This is a genomic window from Janthinobacterium sp. BJB446 (genome assembly GCF_002735655.1).
GTDB lineage: Bacteria > Pseudomonadota > Gammaproteobacteria > Burkholderiales > Burkholderiaceae_D > Janthinobacterium > Janthinobacterium lividum.
On sequence record NZ_PDZK01000002.1, the window covers coordinates 688,335 to 704,207 of the forward strand.

Here is a 15,873-nt window from a genome sequence, read left to right on the forward strand (position 1 = left end):
GTTACGCGCATAAATGACCTCAATTTGATGAACAAAACGCCAGGAGTGGCCGGCCTGCCAAAAAATGCATATTTTGGCACTCCCCGCTAAAACGCTATATGATAAAGCACCTGACCCACATACGAGCAACAAACATGAGTAACAATCCTAGTGATCTCAAGGCAAGCGGCCTGAAAGCCACCCTGCCACGGCTGAAGATACTCGATATCTTCCAGAGTAGCCCGGTACGCCACCTGACCGCGGAAGACGTCTACAAGATTCTGCTGGCCGACAATATGGATGTCGGCTTGGCAACTGTCTACCGCGTCCTGACGCAATTCGAACAGGCAGGCTTGCTCAACCGCAACCATTTTGAAACCGGCAAGGCGATTTTCGAACTCAACGAAGGTTCCCACCACGACCACTTGGTGTGCCTCGACTGTGGCCGGGTCGAGGAATTCTTCGACGAAGACATCGAAGTGCGCCAGCAAAAGGTAGCCGAAGAGCGCGGCTTCAAGATCGCCGAACACGCCTTGGCCATCTATGGCAACTGCATCAAGACGGCTTGCCCGCACAAAACCGCCTGACCACAGCTGGCAGCTCCCACGGGGCGGCTGGCGCGCCAGGCAGTACGATCAATGATGGCTGAGCGCGCTTGACAGCAACTTGGCCGTGATATCGACAATCGGGATGACGCGCTCGTAGGCCATGCGCGTCGGTCCGATCACTCCCAGCGTGCCCACGATCTTGCCGTTGACTTCATACGGCGCCGTCACCACGCTCATCTCATCCATCGGCACCAGGTTCGATTCGCCACCGATGAATATCTGCACGCCCGTCGCCTTGCTCGATACGTCGAGCAGCTGCATCAAACCCGTTTTTTGCTCGAACATGTCGAACATCTGACGCAGCGAATGCATATTCGATGACAGATCGCTCACGCTGAGCAAGTTGCGCTCGCCGGAAATCACCATGTCATCGCTATGGTCGGCCATCGCTTCGCTGCCCGCTTCCACGGCCGCCTGCATCAGGCTGCCCATATCGTCGCGCAACTGGCGCAATTCGCCCTGCAGGCGCACGCGCACGGCATCGAATGACAGGCCGCCATAATTCTGGTTGATGTAATTGGCCGATTGCACCAGTTGCGCCGGCGTATAGTCGGCCTCCGTCAGCAATAAACGGTTCTGCACGTCGCCGCCGGGGGCGACGATGACGAGCAGGATGCGTTTTTCGGACAGGCGCAGGAATTCGATTTGCTGGAATACGGATTCGCGGCGCGGAGTGAGCACGACACCGGCAAACTGCGACAGCGACGACAGCATCTGCGCCGCGTTGGCGATGGTTTTTTGCGGTTGCGGCGTCTGCAGGCGCATGCGCGACTCCACCAGATGCTCGTCCAGGTGCCGGACGGTCAGCAAGGTATCGACAAAGATGCGGTAGCCGCGCGGCGTGGGGATGCGTCCGGCCGAGGTGTGAGGGCTGGACACATAACCGAGCTCTTCCAGGTCGGCCATGATGTTGCGGATCGTGGCCGGCGACAGGTCCAGGCCGGAAATTTTCGACAAGGCGCGCGAACCGACCGGCAGGCCGTCGGCGATATATCGCTCGACCAGGGCTTTCAGCAGTGTTTGGGCACGTGTATCGAGTTGCATGGTGTTTTATTTAAGCAAGTATGTTGTTAAGCAAGCGGCAACGAAAGCGGCCGAACGTGCATCAACAGCGCCTATTATGCACGTTCGCCCGCCCGGCGGCGATCAATCTTCCAGTTGCCCCTGCAGCCACAGCAGCAATTCATCGAAGTTGGCGCAGATGGCGTCGGGCTGCACACCGGCGGCCAGATGCGCGTCGCTGCCCTTGCGGTTCATCCAGACGGCGCGCATGCCCGCCCCCTGCGCTCCCGTGACGTCGAAATACAGGTCGTCGCCGACATACACGGCCTCATGCGGCGCCACGCCCAGCGCGGCGCAAGCGGCCAGGAAGATGCTCGCGTCAGGCTTGGCCACGCCGAAATCGCTGGCGGCGATGGAGACTTTAAAATGCTGTGCCAGGCCGATAATTTCAAGGTCCGCATTGCCATTCGAAATCGAGCCGACCAGCATGCGCTGGCCCATCCAGGCAAGGCCAGGCAAGACGTCGTCATACGGCTGGACGCGATGGCGCGCAGCCAGGAACTGCGCGATGGCGCCATCGACCAGGACAGGATCCTCGCCGGCCGCCTCGAAGGCAGCCAGCAAGCCCGCGCGGCGCAACTCGATCAGGTTGCCATGGAAATGCGGTTGTTCATGGAGCATGGCCAGGCGGTGCTGGCGCAGCACCTCGATGGAAAACTGCTGCGCCACCTTGGGCGCATGCGTGGCCAGCCAGTCGTGCAGCAGGGTTTCCGCGGCGGCAATCACGGGCGCGATGGGCCACAAGGTATCGTCGAGGTCGAACAGGATGGCCTTGGGCGGCACGGCAGGTTTTACAGGGGCAATAGACATGGGATTCACGGTGGATGCCACGCCACAGTGCGCAGCCTGCCTGTATTGTCGCATTGATCGCCGCCGCCGGCATGGCTGCGCCTCCGTGAAATGGGGCCGGGCCAGCGCTTCCCGGCGAAAAATTGTTACAGGGTGATACAAGGCAAGATCATTCAGCTTGCCAGATAGACTAAAATAGGCGCCATTCCAATGCGGCGCCAGCGTCCGCGTTGCGCTACCCAACCTAATTCGTTTTGGAGAATGTATGAAAAATTTGTACCTGCGCTCGATGCTGGCGGCGGCTTGCGCCGTCACACTGGCAGCCTGCGGTGGCAGCGGCGGCAACCTGTATCTGCAAGGCCAAGTCGTCGGCCTGGCCAAAGATGGCCTGATTCTCCTGAATGACGGGGAAAGCTTGCCGATTCCTGCGGGCCAGGCCAGCTTTGTTTTCACCAAGCTGGTCAAGAACGATGACCGCTACAATATCACCATCGCACAACAGCCCAAGGGTGCCGTTTGCACCATTATCAATGGCGTCGGCAAGGCATCGAGCTACTCCGTGACCACGGCCCAGGTGAACTGCCAGACCAACGCCTACCCGTTGAGCGGCACGGTCACGGGCCTGACCACGGATGGTTTGCGCCTGGTGATGGGCCCCAACGGCACCACCCTGCTGGCTGGCGCCACCACCTACGAATTCAAAAGCGTTGATGACGGTGCCTCGTACGGCATTTCCATACTGGCTCAGCCAACGGGCCTGACGTGCCGCTTCCAGGGTTCCAGCAGTGCCGATGGCAGCGATACGGTCGGCAAGATGGGATCTGCCGCCACGACCGCAGCCACACTTGACTGCAAGCCGCAGTAATCCTTGCGATCCGTCACCTATTTTTTGGAGAAATACATGAAGTTATCCTGCTTGCGCCCTATCGCCGCACTGCTGCTGACCTTGGGACTGGCCGCTTGCGGCGGCAAGGCCTCGTATGATGTCAGCGGCACGATCTCAGGCTTGAACAATGAAGGACTGATCCTGGTCAATAGCGGCGACTCCCTGCCGGTTCCTGCGGGGAAAACAGCGTTTACCTTTGCCAAGCGCATCGACTATGGTACCGACTACAACATCACCATCCAGCAGCAACCGGCGCACATGACTTGCAGCATCAGCGGTGGTTCAGGTTCGGCTGGTCATTACCTCACTATCAGCGCCGCTGTTGCTTGTGCGCAAAACAGATATACCGTGGGTGGCACGATTTCCGGCCTGACGGTGGACGGTCTGGTGCTGATTAACGGTAGTACAACAACAACAGTGGTCAAGGACTCCACGACCTTTACCATGGCTGGCTCCGTCGCCTATGGCGATACCTATGGCGTCAGCGTCTCCGTGCAGCCGAAGGGTCTGCTGTGCGTTGTACAGCCGGGCACAGGCGGCGGCACCATGGGCGAAGCGAATGTGACATCGGTAAAGGTCGCCTGCAATCCGGCCTAAGTTGCAGCAACGGTAGCCGCCAGGCGGCTACCGGGAAGAGATATCATGAAAATCTATATTTGATATTCAAAATATAAATTGGAGTTATATGTGGCGATGCAGCATAATGCATCTGTCTCCTCCAACTCTTCCAAGAATTGGATTTAGCCCGCTTTTACCAGCGGGCTTTTTTTTGCCCAAAATTCCTCAGGCAGGCTTGTTCAAGCCCGGCTGCAGCATTTGCACGATGCTGGAGAAATCCTGCTGCGCATAACCGGCTTGCGCATGCATCTGGTACAACTGGCGCGCCAGACCGCCCAGGGGCGTGGGCGCATTCGCCGACAGGGCCGACTGCTGCGCCAGGCCAAGGTCTTTCAGCATCAGCGCCGTGCCGAAGCCGCCCGTGTAATTGCGCGACGCGGGCGTACCGTCCATGACTCCCGGCCACGGGTTGTACACTTCCAGGGTCCAGTTGCGGCCCGAGCTCTTGGCCATGATGTCGGACAACACTTTCGGGTCCAGGCCATGCGCCACGCCCAGGTTCAGTGCCTCCGCCGTACCGGCCATCAAAATACCCAGCAGCATGTTGTTGCAAATCTTCGCCACCTGGCCCGCACCCGCCTCGCCCGCATGGAAGATATTCTTGCCCATCTTCTCCAGCAAAGGCCGCGCCTGCTGCAAGGCCGCTTCGCTGCCACCGACGATGAAGGTCAGGGTGCCGGCCGCCGCGCCCGCCGTGCCGCCCGAAACGGGCGCATCGATCATGGCAAAGCCGCGTTCGCTGGCCGCCTGCGCCACCTGGCGCGCCACATCGGCGGCAATGGTGCTGCAATCGATGAACAAGGCGCCCGGCTTGGCCGAGTCCAGCACGCCACCGGCCGCCAGGTACAGTTCCTGCACGTGCTTGTTGGCTGGCAGCATGGTAATGACGGCGTCGGCCGTCTGCACGGCCGCGCTGGCAGACGCCGCCGCCGTGGCGCCCGCCTCGACCAGCGAAGCCACGGCCGCTGGCGCCAGGTCGAACACGGACACGTGGAAGCCGGCGGCCACCAGATTGCGGGCCATCGGCGCGCCCATGTTGCCCAGGCCGATAAAAGCGATATGTTGCATGGTGAAAGTCTCCAGTTATTCTTTTATTTAATGTAGATCCGCCAATGGATGCTGTGTCCACGGCGCGGCAAAATACTCGTCCAGATGCGCTGCGCTGACGTCGGCCAGGCTGGCCGGCTGCCACTGCGGCGCGTTGTCCTTGTCGATCAGCAAGGCGCGCACGCCTTCGCTGAAGTCCGCATGGGCGCAGCATTGCACGGCAACGATCAATTCCAGCTGGAACACTTGCGCCAGGCTCAGATGCCGCGTGCGTTCGCGCATGGCCCACACCAAAGCGGCCGAAGTGGGCGCGCCCTTGTCCAGCGAGTGGGCCGCCTTTTGCAGCCACGCCGAATCGCCGTCATACGCGGCAATGGCGGCCACCACTTCGGGCAAGGTGGGCGCTTGCGTCAGCGCGGCGATGGCGTCGAAGTTGGCGCGCACTTCCGAGACGGGCAGCACCGTCGTTGGCGCCGAAAAGCCGCGCAGCAAGCGGTCCAGCTGTTCGCTGTTCGCCTGCGGGCTGGCTTGCCATTGCGCCAGTGCCAGCGCGTCGAGCACCATGGCCCGCTCTTCCTGGCGCAGGAAATAGTCGCCGAGACCCGCAAACAGGGCATCGGCCGCGTTCAATGGCGCGCCCGTCAAGCCCAGGAACAGGCCGCTGCGTCCCGGCATGCGGCCCAGGAACCAGCTGCCGCCCACGTCGGGAAACAGGCCAATCGTAATTTCCGGCATGGCGATGCGCGTGCTTTCCGTCACCACGCGGTGGCTGGCGCCGGCCATCAGGCCCAGGCCGCCACCCATCACGATGCCACCGCCCCACACCATCAGCGGCTTTGCATAGGTATGGATGCGGTGGTCGAGCCGGTATTCTTCGGCAAAGAAAGCCAGCGCCTGCGGATTCGGCACGACGCCCGGCTGCTCGACGATGGCCGTGCGCAGGCTGCGCACGTCGCCGCCTGCGCAGAAGGCCTTGTCGGTCGACGATTGCAGCACCACGCAGGCGATGGCAGCGTCACTGGCCCAGCGCACGAGGGCGCCATCGATGGCGCGGATCATGTCCAGGGTCAAGGCATGCAAGGACTTTGGCGCATCGAGGGTGATGACGCCCAGCTTCATGCCGCCGGGACAGTCGCGTTCCTCGATTTTCACAGTTTCAATCAGGGTACTTTCAGCCATTCTTCCACTCCGCCGGACGTTTTTCCAGGAACGCTTGCACGCCTTCTTTCTGGTCTTGCGTATCGAACAGGCCCAGGAACAGGGTGCGTTCATCGGGCAGGGAATTGACCAGCGGATGGCTGCGCGCGCCCTGGATCAGGGTCTTGCACGCCGTCACGCTGCTGGGGCTTTGACGGGCCACCTTGGCGGCCAGGGCCAGCGCCGTGGCGGCAGCCTTGCCGGTTGGCACGACTTCCTCGACCAGGCCGATAGCCAGCGCCTTGGCCGCATCGACCCGTTCGCCACATAAAATCATGCGCTTGGCCCAGCCTTCGCCCACCAGCCACGGCAAGTGCTGCGTGCCGCCCGCGCACGGCAGCAAGCCGACGGACGCTTCCGGCAAAGCCATCTGCGCATGTTCTTCAGCAATACGGATGTCGCAGGCGAGCGCACATTCAAGCCCGCCGCCCATGGCATAGCCATTGATGGCGGCGATGCTGACGCCGCGAAACGCGGACAACGCCTCGAACGCCTCGCCAAACGCGGCGGCCATGGCGAACGCCGTGTCCTTGTTGCCATCGGCAAACACCTTCAGATCGGCACCGGCAGAGAAGAACTTGGCGCCGCCGCCCGTGATCACGAGAGCATACACGTCCGGGTCGGCATTCAGGTCGGCCACCAGCTGGGTCAGCGCGTTCAGGCTGGCCTGGGTCCACGTATGGGCAGGCGGGTTGTCGAGCGTCACCAGGGCCGTATGGCCATGGCGTTCCAACAGCAAATTTGTATACACTTTGGTCATCGCAGATTCTCCGTGGCGCCGTCTTTCAAAATCGCTCGCGCGACGATCAGGCGCATGATTTCATTCGTCCCTTCCAGGATCTGATGCACCCGCGTATCGCGCACGTGGCGCTCGAGCGGATACTCGCGGATGTAGCCATAGCCGCCATGCAATTGCAGCGCATCGTTGGCAACATTAAAACCTACATCCGTGGCGAAACGTTTTGCCATGGCACAATATGCCGTGGCGTCGGGACTTTCCTGGTCCAGTTTCCACGCCGCCAGACGCACCATCTGGCGCGCCGCCACCAGTTCCGTCAGCATGTCGGCCAGCTTGAATTGCAGCGCCTGGAATTGCGCCAGCTCGCGGCCGAACTGCGTGCGCTCCTTCATGTACGCCTGAGCCCGCGTGAGGGCTGCCTGCGCCGTGCCCACCGAGCACACGGCGATATTGATGCGCCCGCCATCGATGCCCTTCATGGCAATGGCAAAGCCTTCGCCTTCCGCCCCCAGCAAGTTCGCTGCCGGCACTTTCACCTGGTCAAAGCTGATGATGCGCGTGGGCTGGCTGTTCCAGCCCATCTTTTCTTCTTTCTTGCCATACACGATGCCGGGCAAATTGGCCGGCACGGCAAAGGCGGAAATACCGGCCGCGCCCTCGCCGCCGGTTCTCGCCATGACGATCAGCATGTCCGTCTGGCCCGCGCCCGAGATAAACGCTTTCGTGCCGTCGAGAACATAAAAATCGCCCTCCTTCACTGCCTTGGTGCGCAGGGAGGCCGCGTCGGAGCCCGACTGCGGTTCCGTCAGGCAATAGCTGGCCAGTTTCTGGCCGGCGGCCAGGGACGGCACCCATTCATCGCACAGGGCTTCCTGCCCCCAGCGCGACAGCATCCAGGTAGCCATGTTGTGGATGGTGATATAGGCCGTGGTCGAAGTGCAGCCACCTGCCAGCTCTTCAAACACGATCGCCGCATCCTGGCGGGAGAGGCCCAGGCCGCCCCAGCGCTGCGGCGTGTACAGGCCGCAAAAGCCCATCTCGCCCGCCTTGGCGATGGTTTCCACGGGAAAAATCGATTCCGCGTCCCAATGGGCCGCGTGCGGCGCCAGTTCGCCTTCGGCAAACGCGCGCGCCGCCTGCTGGAACTCGCGCTGCTCGTCGCTCAGTTCAAAGTCCATGCCAGCTCCTTATTTGAGGCTGATGGTGGTATTGACCTTGCCCACCGAGGCCGCGTCCGTGAACCAGCGCTGGGTAATCGTCTGCGTCTGCGTGTAGAACAGCACGACCTGCTTGCCGAACGGGCCCAAATCGCCCAGTTTCGAGCCGCGCGAACCCGTAAAGCTGAACAGGGGAACGGGCACGGGGATGGGCACGTTGATGCCGACCTGGCCCACGTCGATTTCTTCCTGGAAGTAGCGCGCGGCCGCGCCGCTTTGCGTAAACAGCGCCGTGCCGTTGCCGTTCGGATTTGCGTTCACCAGGGCAATCGCTTCATCGAGCGTGTCGACTTCGACGACGATCAATACGGGGCCAAAGATTTCCTGGTCATACACGACCATGCCCGGTTTCACGCCGGACAGAATCGTCGGGCCGACGAAGTTACCGTTCGGATAGCCATCGACCTTGACGTCGCGGCCATCGAGGGTCAGCACGGCACCCTGTTCGATGCCCTTGGCGACCAGGCTGAAGACGCGCTCTTTGGCCGCGCAGGAAATCACGGGGCCCAGGTCCGGATTGTCCTTGCCCGCGCCGACCGTCAGGGTTTGCGCCTTGGCCGACAATTCCGGCAGCCATTCGCGCGCTTCGCCCACCAGCACCGCCACCGATGCCGCCATGCAGCGCTGGCCGGCGGCGCCGAAACCCGCACCCAGCAGCTGGTTCAGGGTCTGTTCTTTATTTGCATCCGGCAAGACGACGGCGTGGTTCTTGGCGCCCATCATGCATTGCGCGCGCTTGCCGTTCAGGCTGGCGCGCTGGTACACATGCGTGCCCACCTTGCTGGAACCGACGAAGGAAATCGCCTTGATGTCCGGGTGGTCGCACAGGGCGTTGACCACGTCTTCGCCGCCGTGAATGACGTTCAGCACGCCAGCCGGAATACCCGCCTGCAAGGCCAGGCGCACGAGCTTTTCCGTCACGAGCGGATCTTGCTCCGATGGTTTCAGCACGAAGGTATTGCCGCAGGCAATCGCCATCGGGAACATCCACAGGGGGATCATGGCGGGGAAATTGAATGGGGTAATGCCGGCGCACACGCCCAGCGGCTGCATCACGCTGTAGGTATCGACGCCGCCGGCCACGTTTTGCGCGTATTCGCCCATTTGCAGGGTGCCGATATTGGCCGCATGTTCCACCACTTCCAGGCCACGGAAGACGTCGCCTTCCGCATCGAGCAGGGTCTTGCCCTGTTCCATCGTCAAGGTGGCGGCCAGGTCGGCCATGTTTTCGCGGATCAGCTGCTGCAGTTTCAGAAAGATGCGCGCACGCGCGCCGATCGGCGTCTTGCGCCAGGTTTTGAAGGCCCGCTGGGCCGAGGCGATGGCAGCGTTGACTTCCTCCGGCGTGGCAAACGGTACCTTGGCCAGTACTTCCTGCGTGGCCGGATTGACGACGTCGCGCCAGACGGTGGTCTGGGATTCAACCCACTCGCCGTTGATCAAGAGGGGAACAGTTGGAATAGCGTTTTGCGTGGTCACTTGAAGTCTCCTGGTGTGGGTATAGGTCTGTTTGCATTATTCGCACAATAGCCGCCACAAACAAGGCGTGAAAATGCGAGATAATGCAAAGCTGAATCTGTTAATCTGCAAATGTTGTAAATTTGCAGATTCCACAAACCGGGGAAGAGGAAACGCGATGGCAAAGGTTTTCATGGGCGTGCGCCTGCAGCGGCTGCGCGAGGAACGGCGCATGACGCAGGTGGCGCTGGCCAAGTCCCTGGGCATTTCACCCAGCTACCTGAACCAGATGGAACGCAACCAGCGTCCGCTGACGGTGCCGATTTTATTGCGCATCGGCACCGTGCTGGGCGTCGATCCGCAAATCTTTTCCGAACACGACAGCGCCAGCCTGGTGGCCGACGTGCGCGACGTGTTCGGCGAATTGCCCGATGCGCCGCCCACGTCGATGGCGGAACTCAAGATGCTGGTGGAAAACATGCCGGAGCTGGCGCGCTCGATTTTGCTCTTGCAGCGGCGCTACCGGGTCATGGCGGAACGGGCCGATACCCTGGCTGCGCGTCTCGACGACGGCAGCCGCGGCGCCAGTTCGGCGGCCCCGTCCACGGACGAGGAAGTGCGCGAATACCTGAACCGGCGGCAGAACTACATCGATGAACTGGACCGGGCGGCGGAGCTGGTGGCCGGGGAATTCGATCCCGCCCTGCGCACGCTCGATGCGCTGCAAGGCCGCTTGCTGGAGCGCCACGGCGTCAAGGTGCAACTGTCCGATGGCGACGCGGGCATGGTGCGCAAGCACCGCTACGACGCCCAGCAACAGATATTGTGGCTACCCGACACCCTGACGGGCGGCCAGCGCGCCTTCCAGATGGCGGCGCAAATCAGCTTGCTCGAGTACAGCGAGCTGATCGATGCCCTGGTGCTGGCGGCAGGATTCTCCGGTGCGGCCGCGCAAACGAGCGCGCGCCTGGCATTTTCCAATTATTTCGCCGGCGCTTTGCTGATGCCGTATCAACGCTTCTTGCAGGCGGCGGAAGCGCGCGCCTACGATATCGAGCGCCTGGCGCACCAGTTCGGCGTGGGCTTCGAAGCCGTGTGCCACCGCCTGAGCACCATGCAGCGCCCCGATGCGGCGGGACTGCCATTCTTCTTCGTGCGCGTCGACCGCGCCGGCAATGTGTCGAAGCGCCAGTCGGCCACGGACTTCCATTTTTCCAGGGTGGGCGGCACGTGTCCGCTATGGATCGTGTACGATGCCTTCAGCCATCCGGGCCAGGTGCTGACGCAAGTGGCCAGCATGCCGGACGGCTGCACATACCTATGGATCGCGCGCCAGGTCAGCACGGCGTCGCCGGGCTTCCGGGCACCGGGCAAGACCTTTGCCGTGGCGCTGGGCTGCGACATCTCGCAGGCGCACCGATTGATCTATTCGAAGGGGCTCGATTTGCACGACCCGACCAGCGCCACGCCCATTGGCACGGGCTGCAAGGTATGCGAGCGGCAGGCGTGTCCGCAGCGGGCGTTTCCCTCGCTGCTGGCGCCGCCGCCCGTATCGGCTTAAGAAGCGTCGACGACGCGGGCGCGCAGCGCGTCGAATTCGCGCGTGAATTCCGCGCGCCAGTCGCGCCGCGTGCTCTCGGCTATCCAGGCCGCGTCGAGGCCATTCAACATGAAGCCGCGCATGTCGTCCAGGCCGAAGCCGAATTCGCGCATCATCATCCAGGCGCCCGTCGGCGTCACGTGGTGCAGGGTCGGGTCGTCCGTGTTTGGGTGCAGTTTCAAGCCCAGCTTGGCCATGGCGCGGATCGGGTGGTCCAATGCCCAGCGCTCGGGCGCCAGGGTGCGCAGGTAATACGAATTGGTCGGCACCACCGTAAACACGAGGCCCCGCTCCACGCAGCGCTGCGCCAGTTCCGGATTGTCGACAATCGTGTAGCCATGGTCGACCCGGTCCACCTGTAATTCGTCGATGGCCGTCGCCACGTTCATCCACGGCATGCCGAATTCGCCCGCGTGCGCCGTGCATTTGAAGCCGGCGGCGCGCGCGGCGCGGTAGGCTTCGATAAAGAGCTCGGGCGGGCGGTCGTTTTCGCGGTAGTCGATGCCGATGCCGATGACTTCCGGCGCGCGGTGCGCCTTCATCCATTCCACCATCTGCACGGCTTCCGCAGGAGCGGCTTCGCGGTCGATGCTGGGAATCAAACGGCCGATCACGCCGAAGTCGCGCTGCGCATCGCGGATGGCGGCCACGATGGCGTCTTGCGCCGCGTCATAGCGGATGCCCGACACGCGCACGGTGCCGGTGGGGTTCCAGAAGAACTCCGCATAGCGCACGCCATGGCCATGCACGTCTTCCAGGTATTCGTAGGCGAGGCAATACAGGTCCGTCGGCGAGACGATCAGGTGCGCGTCGAGCGCGCGCAGCACGCGCAGCACGCCGACGGGCTTGTCGCCGCGCGTATAGAACGCGTCGATGTCCTCGGGGGTGACGACATTGCCCGTCTTGGCGGCCAGCGCGCGGAAAGTAGCCTGGCGCACCGTGCCAAACAGGTGGCAATGCAGCTCCACTTTCGGCATGGCGCGTAAAAACTGTTCAATGCTCAGGGGGGAATTAGACATGAAACTCGTTTCGTTAAGAGGGAATCAGGCGAGAATGCCGGCCAGGCGCTGCATCAGCAGTTCAATGGCGGCCGGGCCATCGGCCAGCATCGCCACCTGCGTGTTGATGGGCGCGCGGCGCGGCACGCGGAACTCGCACACCGTCATGCCGCGCGTCAGTTCGCCCGTCAATTCGATGGCCACGTGGGCCGGCTGGAACTGGAACAGCTGAGGCGCTTCCAGGTACAGGGCCACCACCGGGTCATACATCGGCATGGGCACGGAACCGTCGGCGCTGCGGATGCGCACATACGCCTCCAGGTAGCCAGCCAGCCGCTGGGCGCGCGGCGTGCCGATGGCGCGCAGCTGCGCCACCTCCAGTTTAGTGACCAGCAGCTGGCGGCACAGGTTCAGGCCGAACATGCGCAGCGGGATGCCGGCCTGGAAGACCTGGGCGGCCGCTTCCGGGTCCGCATAGATATTGAATTCCGCCGCCGCCGTGTGGTTGCCCTGGTCGGTCGAGCCGCCCATCAGGATGATTTCAACGATTTTTTCCGCGATGTCGGGCGCGCGGCTCAAGGCCGTGGCCAGGTTGGTCATCGGAGCGATCGCCATGATGGTGATCTGGCCGGGATGCTTGCGCACGGCGGCGATCAGGGCGTCGACGGCGTGGCCGGCAGCGTCACTGGCCGCGCCGGGCGGCAGGATCTCGCCAGTAGTGGGCATACCGCTGTCGCCGAGGATGCGCTGCGCCGTTTCGATGACGCCGGCCAGCGGCTCTTCGCAGCCGCGGTAGATCGGCACCGTCAAGCCATCATGGGCCTTGATGCGCAAGGCGTTGTCGTAGGTGATGTCGACGGGCGCATTGCCCGCCACCACGCTTACGCCCAGCCACTCGATACCGGGATTGCTGCCCAGGAGCAGCATCGTCAGCCAGTCGTCGAAACCGGGATCGGTATCGAGCCAGATCTTTTTCAAGGCTTGGGTCATGATGGTTTCCATTCAGAAATCAGGCGCCCAGCCACAGGGCGCTGTCGGACGGCAGCACGAAGGACACGGCCGTGCCCTCGCGCCAGGCGGCGCCGCCGGCCGCGCAAATGCCCTTGACCTGGCCCAGCGGCGTTTGCAGCAGGTATTCGACGGTGTCGCCGAGGAAGCCGCGCGCCAGCACGGTACCCGGGTATTGACCGGCCGCGTCGTCGGCCGCGCACACGCGCACCTTGTCCGGACGCCAGCCCAGCACCGTGGTACCGGCAGCAACGGGAGACGTGTACGGCAAGCTGGCGCCCGCGTGGTGCAGCGCGCCGTCGCGGTAGTCGAACAGGTTCTCGAAGCCCATGAAGTTGGCAACGAAGCGCGTCGACGGCGTATTGAAGACGGCTTCCGGCGCGGCCAGCTGCTCGATGCGCCCGCCGTTCATGACGACGATGCGGTCGGACAGGGCCAGCGCTTCTTCCTGGTCATGCGTCACGTACAGCATGGTGATGCCCAGTTCGCGCTGGATGCGGCGCAACTCGGCGCGCATCTGCACGCGCAGCTTGGCGTCCAGGTTCGACAGCGGTTCGTCCAGCAGCAGCAGGGCCGGCTCGACGACGATGGCGCGCGCCAGCGCCACGCGCTGCTGCTGGCCACCGGACATCTGCGCCGGCAAGCGCGTTTCAAAGCCCGTCAGGCCAACGGCGGCGATCACCGCTTCCACCTTCGTTTTCAGCAGGGCCGGCGCCACCTTGCGCAGGCGCAAACCAAAAGCGATATTGTCATACACGTTCAGGTGCGGAAACAGCGCATACGACTGGAAGACCATGCCGATATTGCGCTTGTTCGGCGCCAGCTTGCCGATTTCGCGGCCGTCGAGCACGATGCGGCCCGACTGCAGCGGCATCAGGCCGGCGATGGCGCGCATGGTGGTGGTCTTGCCGCAACCGCTGGGGCCCAGCAGGGAAATCAATTCGCCCTGCTCGACGTGCAGGTCCAGGTCTTTCACGGATGTCGTGTTCTTGGCGTAGCCGAGGTTCAGCTTGTGCAGTTCCAGATAACTCATGGTGTGTTGCCTCTTACATGTATTTAGAAATGCCCAGCACCTTCTCGGTCACCATCACGAAGGCCATGGTGAACAAGACCAGCAAGGTCGACAGGGCAGCGATCGACGGATCGAAACTGTTTTCCATATGGCCCAGCATCTCGATCGGCAAGGTGCAGATGCCAGGCCCCGTCAGGAACAGAGAGACGGGCACCTGGTTGAACGAAGTGACGAAGGCGAGGAAGAAGGCGGCGATCACGGCGTTGCGGATATTCGGCAGCACGATCATGAAGAACGCGCGCAGGCGCGATGCGCCCAGCGTAATGGCCGCATCCTCGATATCCACGCGCAAATTCACCAGGCTGGCGTACACCACGCGCACCGAATAGGGAATCAGCAGCGCGATATGGCCAATCAGCAGGCCCACATACACGGGCGCGTTGATGGTCAGCACCAGGTGGTGCAGCAAGCCCAGGCCGACGAGGATGGCGGGAATGATCAGCGGCGACGTCAGTATCTGACGGATGGCGCCGATGCCCGGCGGCGGCATGCGCGAAAACGCATACGCGACGGGTATGCCCAGCAGCAGCGCGATGACGGTGGCGATCAGGCCGATTTCCAGGCTGGTCTGGAAGGCGCGGCGGAACTCGGGCGCCGACCAGACTTCGATGATCCAGCGCAGCGAGTACGACTCGGGCGGGAACGCCAGCGTCTCGCCGCCGCTAAAGCCGGCCAGCACGACGATGGCGAATGGCCCCAGCAGGAACAGGAATACCAGCCATAAAACGGCACGTGAAAACAGGCTTTCTTTCATACGGAACTCCGGCTCGAGGAAATACGTTTAAGGCCGGCATTCACCAGCAAAGTCATGCAGACGAGGATGACGGCGATGACATTCGCCGCGCCAAAATCGCTCTCCACGCTGACCTTCTGGTACAGCAGGGTTTCCAGCATCAGCACCTTGGTGCCGCCCAGCAGTGCTGGCGTCACATAGGCCGTCACGCAGCCCGTAAACACCAGGGTGCCGCCGACGACCAGGCCTTCCTGCGTCAGCGGCAGGGTGACCTTGCAAAACACTTGCCATGGATTCGCGCCCAACGTCGCCGCAGCCGGTTCCACGTCGCGCGGCAGGTTTTCCAGCGCGCCCGCCAGCGACATCAGCATCAATGGCAGCAGCAGTTGCAGCAGGCCGACAAACACGGCGAATTCGCTGAACAGCAAACGCAGCGGCTCTTCCGTCAAGCCCATGTTGACGAGTGCCGCGTTGACGGCGCCGTTACGGCCCAGCAATACGATCCAGGCATAGGTACGCGCAATCGGCGAGACCATCAGCGGCAGAATCATCATGCCCACCACCAGCCCGCGCCACTTCGGCGACACGCGTGCCACGGCTTGCGCGGCCGGGTAGCCGAGGATGATCGACGCCAGCGTCACCAGCGCGGCAATGCGCAGGGTGCGCCAGAAGATGGTGCGGTTGAATTCCTGCGAGAAGAACTCGATGAAGCGGTCGAAGCCCCACTGCATGCCGTCGCCGACACGGAAGGCGTCGACCAGCAAGGCCAGCACGGGCAGCAGGAAGCAGACGACGATAAAGATCAGCGCCGGCAGGACCAGCAGCAGTCCCAGGCGCTTTTTTGGATCAGCAAACATGGTGT

At 62.7% G+C, this 15,873-nt stretch carries 16 protein-coding genes; 4 read left to right on the forward strand and 12 right to left on the reverse strand.

Features of this window, described 5'->3' with window-relative positions:
* The first annotated feature begins 134 nt into the window (after positions 1–134).
* Positions 135–566, forward strand: a complete 432-nt coding sequence (gene fur, locus CSQ92_RS18785; protein WP_034778781.1) for a ferric iron uptake transcriptional regulator — start codon at positions 135–137, stop codon at positions 564–566.
* A gap of 48 nt (positions 567–614) precedes the next feature.
* Here fur and hrcA read toward each other — a convergent pair whose 3' ends face one another.
* Together hrcA and CSQ92_RS18795 are read right to left on the reverse strand one after the other, a co-directional pair.
* Positions 615–1,631, reverse strand: coding sequence for a heat-inducible transcriptional repressor HrcA (hrcA, locus tag CSQ92_RS18790; RefSeq protein ID WP_034778783.1), 1,017 nt, complete (start codon positions 1,629–1,631; stop codon positions 615–617).
* A gap of 102 nt (positions 1,632–1,733) precedes the next feature.
* The gene (locus CSQ92_RS18795; RefSeq protein WP_180277054.1) at positions 1,734–2,459 is read right to left on the reverse strand and encodes an HAD family hydrolase; all 726 of its coding nucleotides are present in this window, start codon (positions 2,457–2,459) and stop codon (positions 1,734–1,736) included.
* A 244-nt stretch (positions 2,460–2,703) separates the two neighbouring features.
* On the opposite strand from CSQ92_RS18795, the gene CSQ92_RS18800 reads away from it, so the two are divergent.
* Positions 2,704–3,303 (forward strand): hypothetical protein, encoded by a 600-nt coding sequence (locus tag CSQ92_RS18800; RefSeq protein ID WP_070254715.1) that lies wholly within the window; start codon positions 2,704–2,706, stop codon positions 3,301–3,303.
* 3 nt (positions 3,304–3,306) lie between these two features.
* Positions 3,307–3,921: a hypothetical protein gene (locus CSQ92_RS18805; protein ID WP_143450402.1), complete on the forward strand. Its 615-nt coding sequence runs from the start codon at positions 3,307–3,309 to the stop codon at positions 3,919–3,921.
* A gap of 186 nt (positions 3,922–4,107) precedes the next feature.
* Here the strand turns inward: CSQ92_RS18805 and mmsB are convergent, their stop codons facing one another.
* The 5 genes from mmsB to CSQ92_RS18830 are packed head-to-tail and all read right to left on the reverse strand — an operon-like array spanning position 4,108 to position 9,621.
* On the reverse strand, positions 4,108–5,010 hold the full coding sequence (gene mmsB / locus CSQ92_RS18810) for a 3-hydroxyisobutyrate dehydrogenase (RefSeq protein ID WP_099395034.1): 903 nt from the start codon (positions 5,008–5,010) through the stop codon (positions 4,108–4,110).
* A gap of 27 nt (positions 5,011–5,037) precedes the next feature.
* Positions 5,038–6,168, reverse strand: coding sequence for an enoyl-CoA hydratase/isomerase family protein (locus tag CSQ92_RS18815; RefSeq protein ID WP_099395035.1), 1,131 nt, complete (start codon positions 6,166–6,168; stop codon positions 5,038–5,040).
* Positions 6,161–6,946, reverse strand: coding sequence for an enoyl-CoA hydratase (locus CSQ92_RS18820; protein WP_092607275.1), 786 nt, complete (start codon positions 6,944–6,946; stop codon positions 6,161–6,163). The genes CSQ92_RS18815 and CSQ92_RS18820 overlap by 8 nt, the downstream gene beginning before the upstream one ends.
* Positions 6,943–8,103: an acyl-CoA dehydrogenase family protein gene (locus CSQ92_RS18825; RefSeq protein WP_070254718.1), complete on the reverse strand. Its 1,161-nt coding sequence runs from the start codon at positions 8,101–8,103 to the stop codon at positions 6,943–6,945. Before CSQ92_RS18825 ends, CSQ92_RS18820 begins: the two co-directional genes overlap by 4 nt.
* A 9-nt stretch (positions 8,104–8,112) precedes the next feature.
* On the reverse strand, positions 8,113–9,621 hold the full coding sequence (locus tag CSQ92_RS18830; protein ID WP_034778805.1) for a CoA-acylating methylmalonate-semialdehyde dehydrogenase: 1,509 nt from the start codon (positions 9,619–9,621) through the stop codon (positions 8,113–8,115).
* Between the two features lie 157 nt (positions 9,622–9,778).
* On the opposite strand from CSQ92_RS18830, the gene CSQ92_RS18835 reads away from it, so the two are divergent.
* Positions 9,779–11,161, forward strand: coding sequence for a short-chain fatty acyl-CoA regulator family protein (locus tag CSQ92_RS18835; RefSeq protein WP_099395036.1), 1,383 nt, complete (start codon positions 9,779–9,781; stop codon positions 11,159–11,161).
* On the opposite strand, the gene CSQ92_RS18840 is transcribed toward CSQ92_RS18835, so the two are convergent.
* From CSQ92_RS18840 to CSQ92_RS18860, 5 genes are read right to left on the reverse strand one after another with little or no spacing between them, the layout of a single operon-like run.
* Positions 11,158–12,219, reverse strand: coding sequence for an adenosine deaminase family protein (locus CSQ92_RS18840; protein ID WP_099395037.1), 1,062 nt, complete (start codon positions 12,217–12,219; stop codon positions 11,158–11,160). The two genes, CSQ92_RS18835 and CSQ92_RS18840, sit on opposite strands and share 4 nt — an antisense overlap.
* 24 nt (positions 12,220–12,243) lie before the next feature.
* Complete coding sequence (locus tag CSQ92_RS18845) at positions 12,244–13,188, reverse strand: nucleoside hydrolase (RefSeq protein ID WP_249153598.1); 945 nt, start codon at positions 13,186–13,188, stop codon at positions 12,244–12,246.
* Positions 13,189–13,207: 19 nt separating this feature from the next.
* Positions 13,208–14,239: an ABC transporter ATP-binding protein gene (locus CSQ92_RS18850; protein WP_034778812.1), complete on the reverse strand. Its 1,032-nt coding sequence runs from the start codon at positions 14,237–14,239 to the stop codon at positions 13,208–13,210.
* A gap of 13 nt (positions 14,240–14,252) precedes the next feature.
* Positions 14,253–15,032 carry an ABC transporter permease gene (locus CSQ92_RS18855; protein ID WP_099395038.1) on the reverse strand — a complete coding sequence of 260 codons (780 nt, stop codon included), beginning with the start codon at positions 15,030–15,032 and terminating at the stop codon, positions 14,253–14,255.
* The gene (locus CSQ92_RS18860) at positions 15,029–15,868 is read right to left on the reverse strand and encodes an ABC transporter permease (RefSeq protein ID WP_099389214.1); all 840 of its coding nucleotides are present in this window, start codon (positions 15,866–15,868) and stop codon (positions 15,029–15,031) included. The genes CSQ92_RS18855 and CSQ92_RS18860 overlap by 4 nt, the downstream gene beginning before the upstream one ends.
* Between the last annotated feature and the right edge of the window lie 5 nt (positions 15,869–15,873).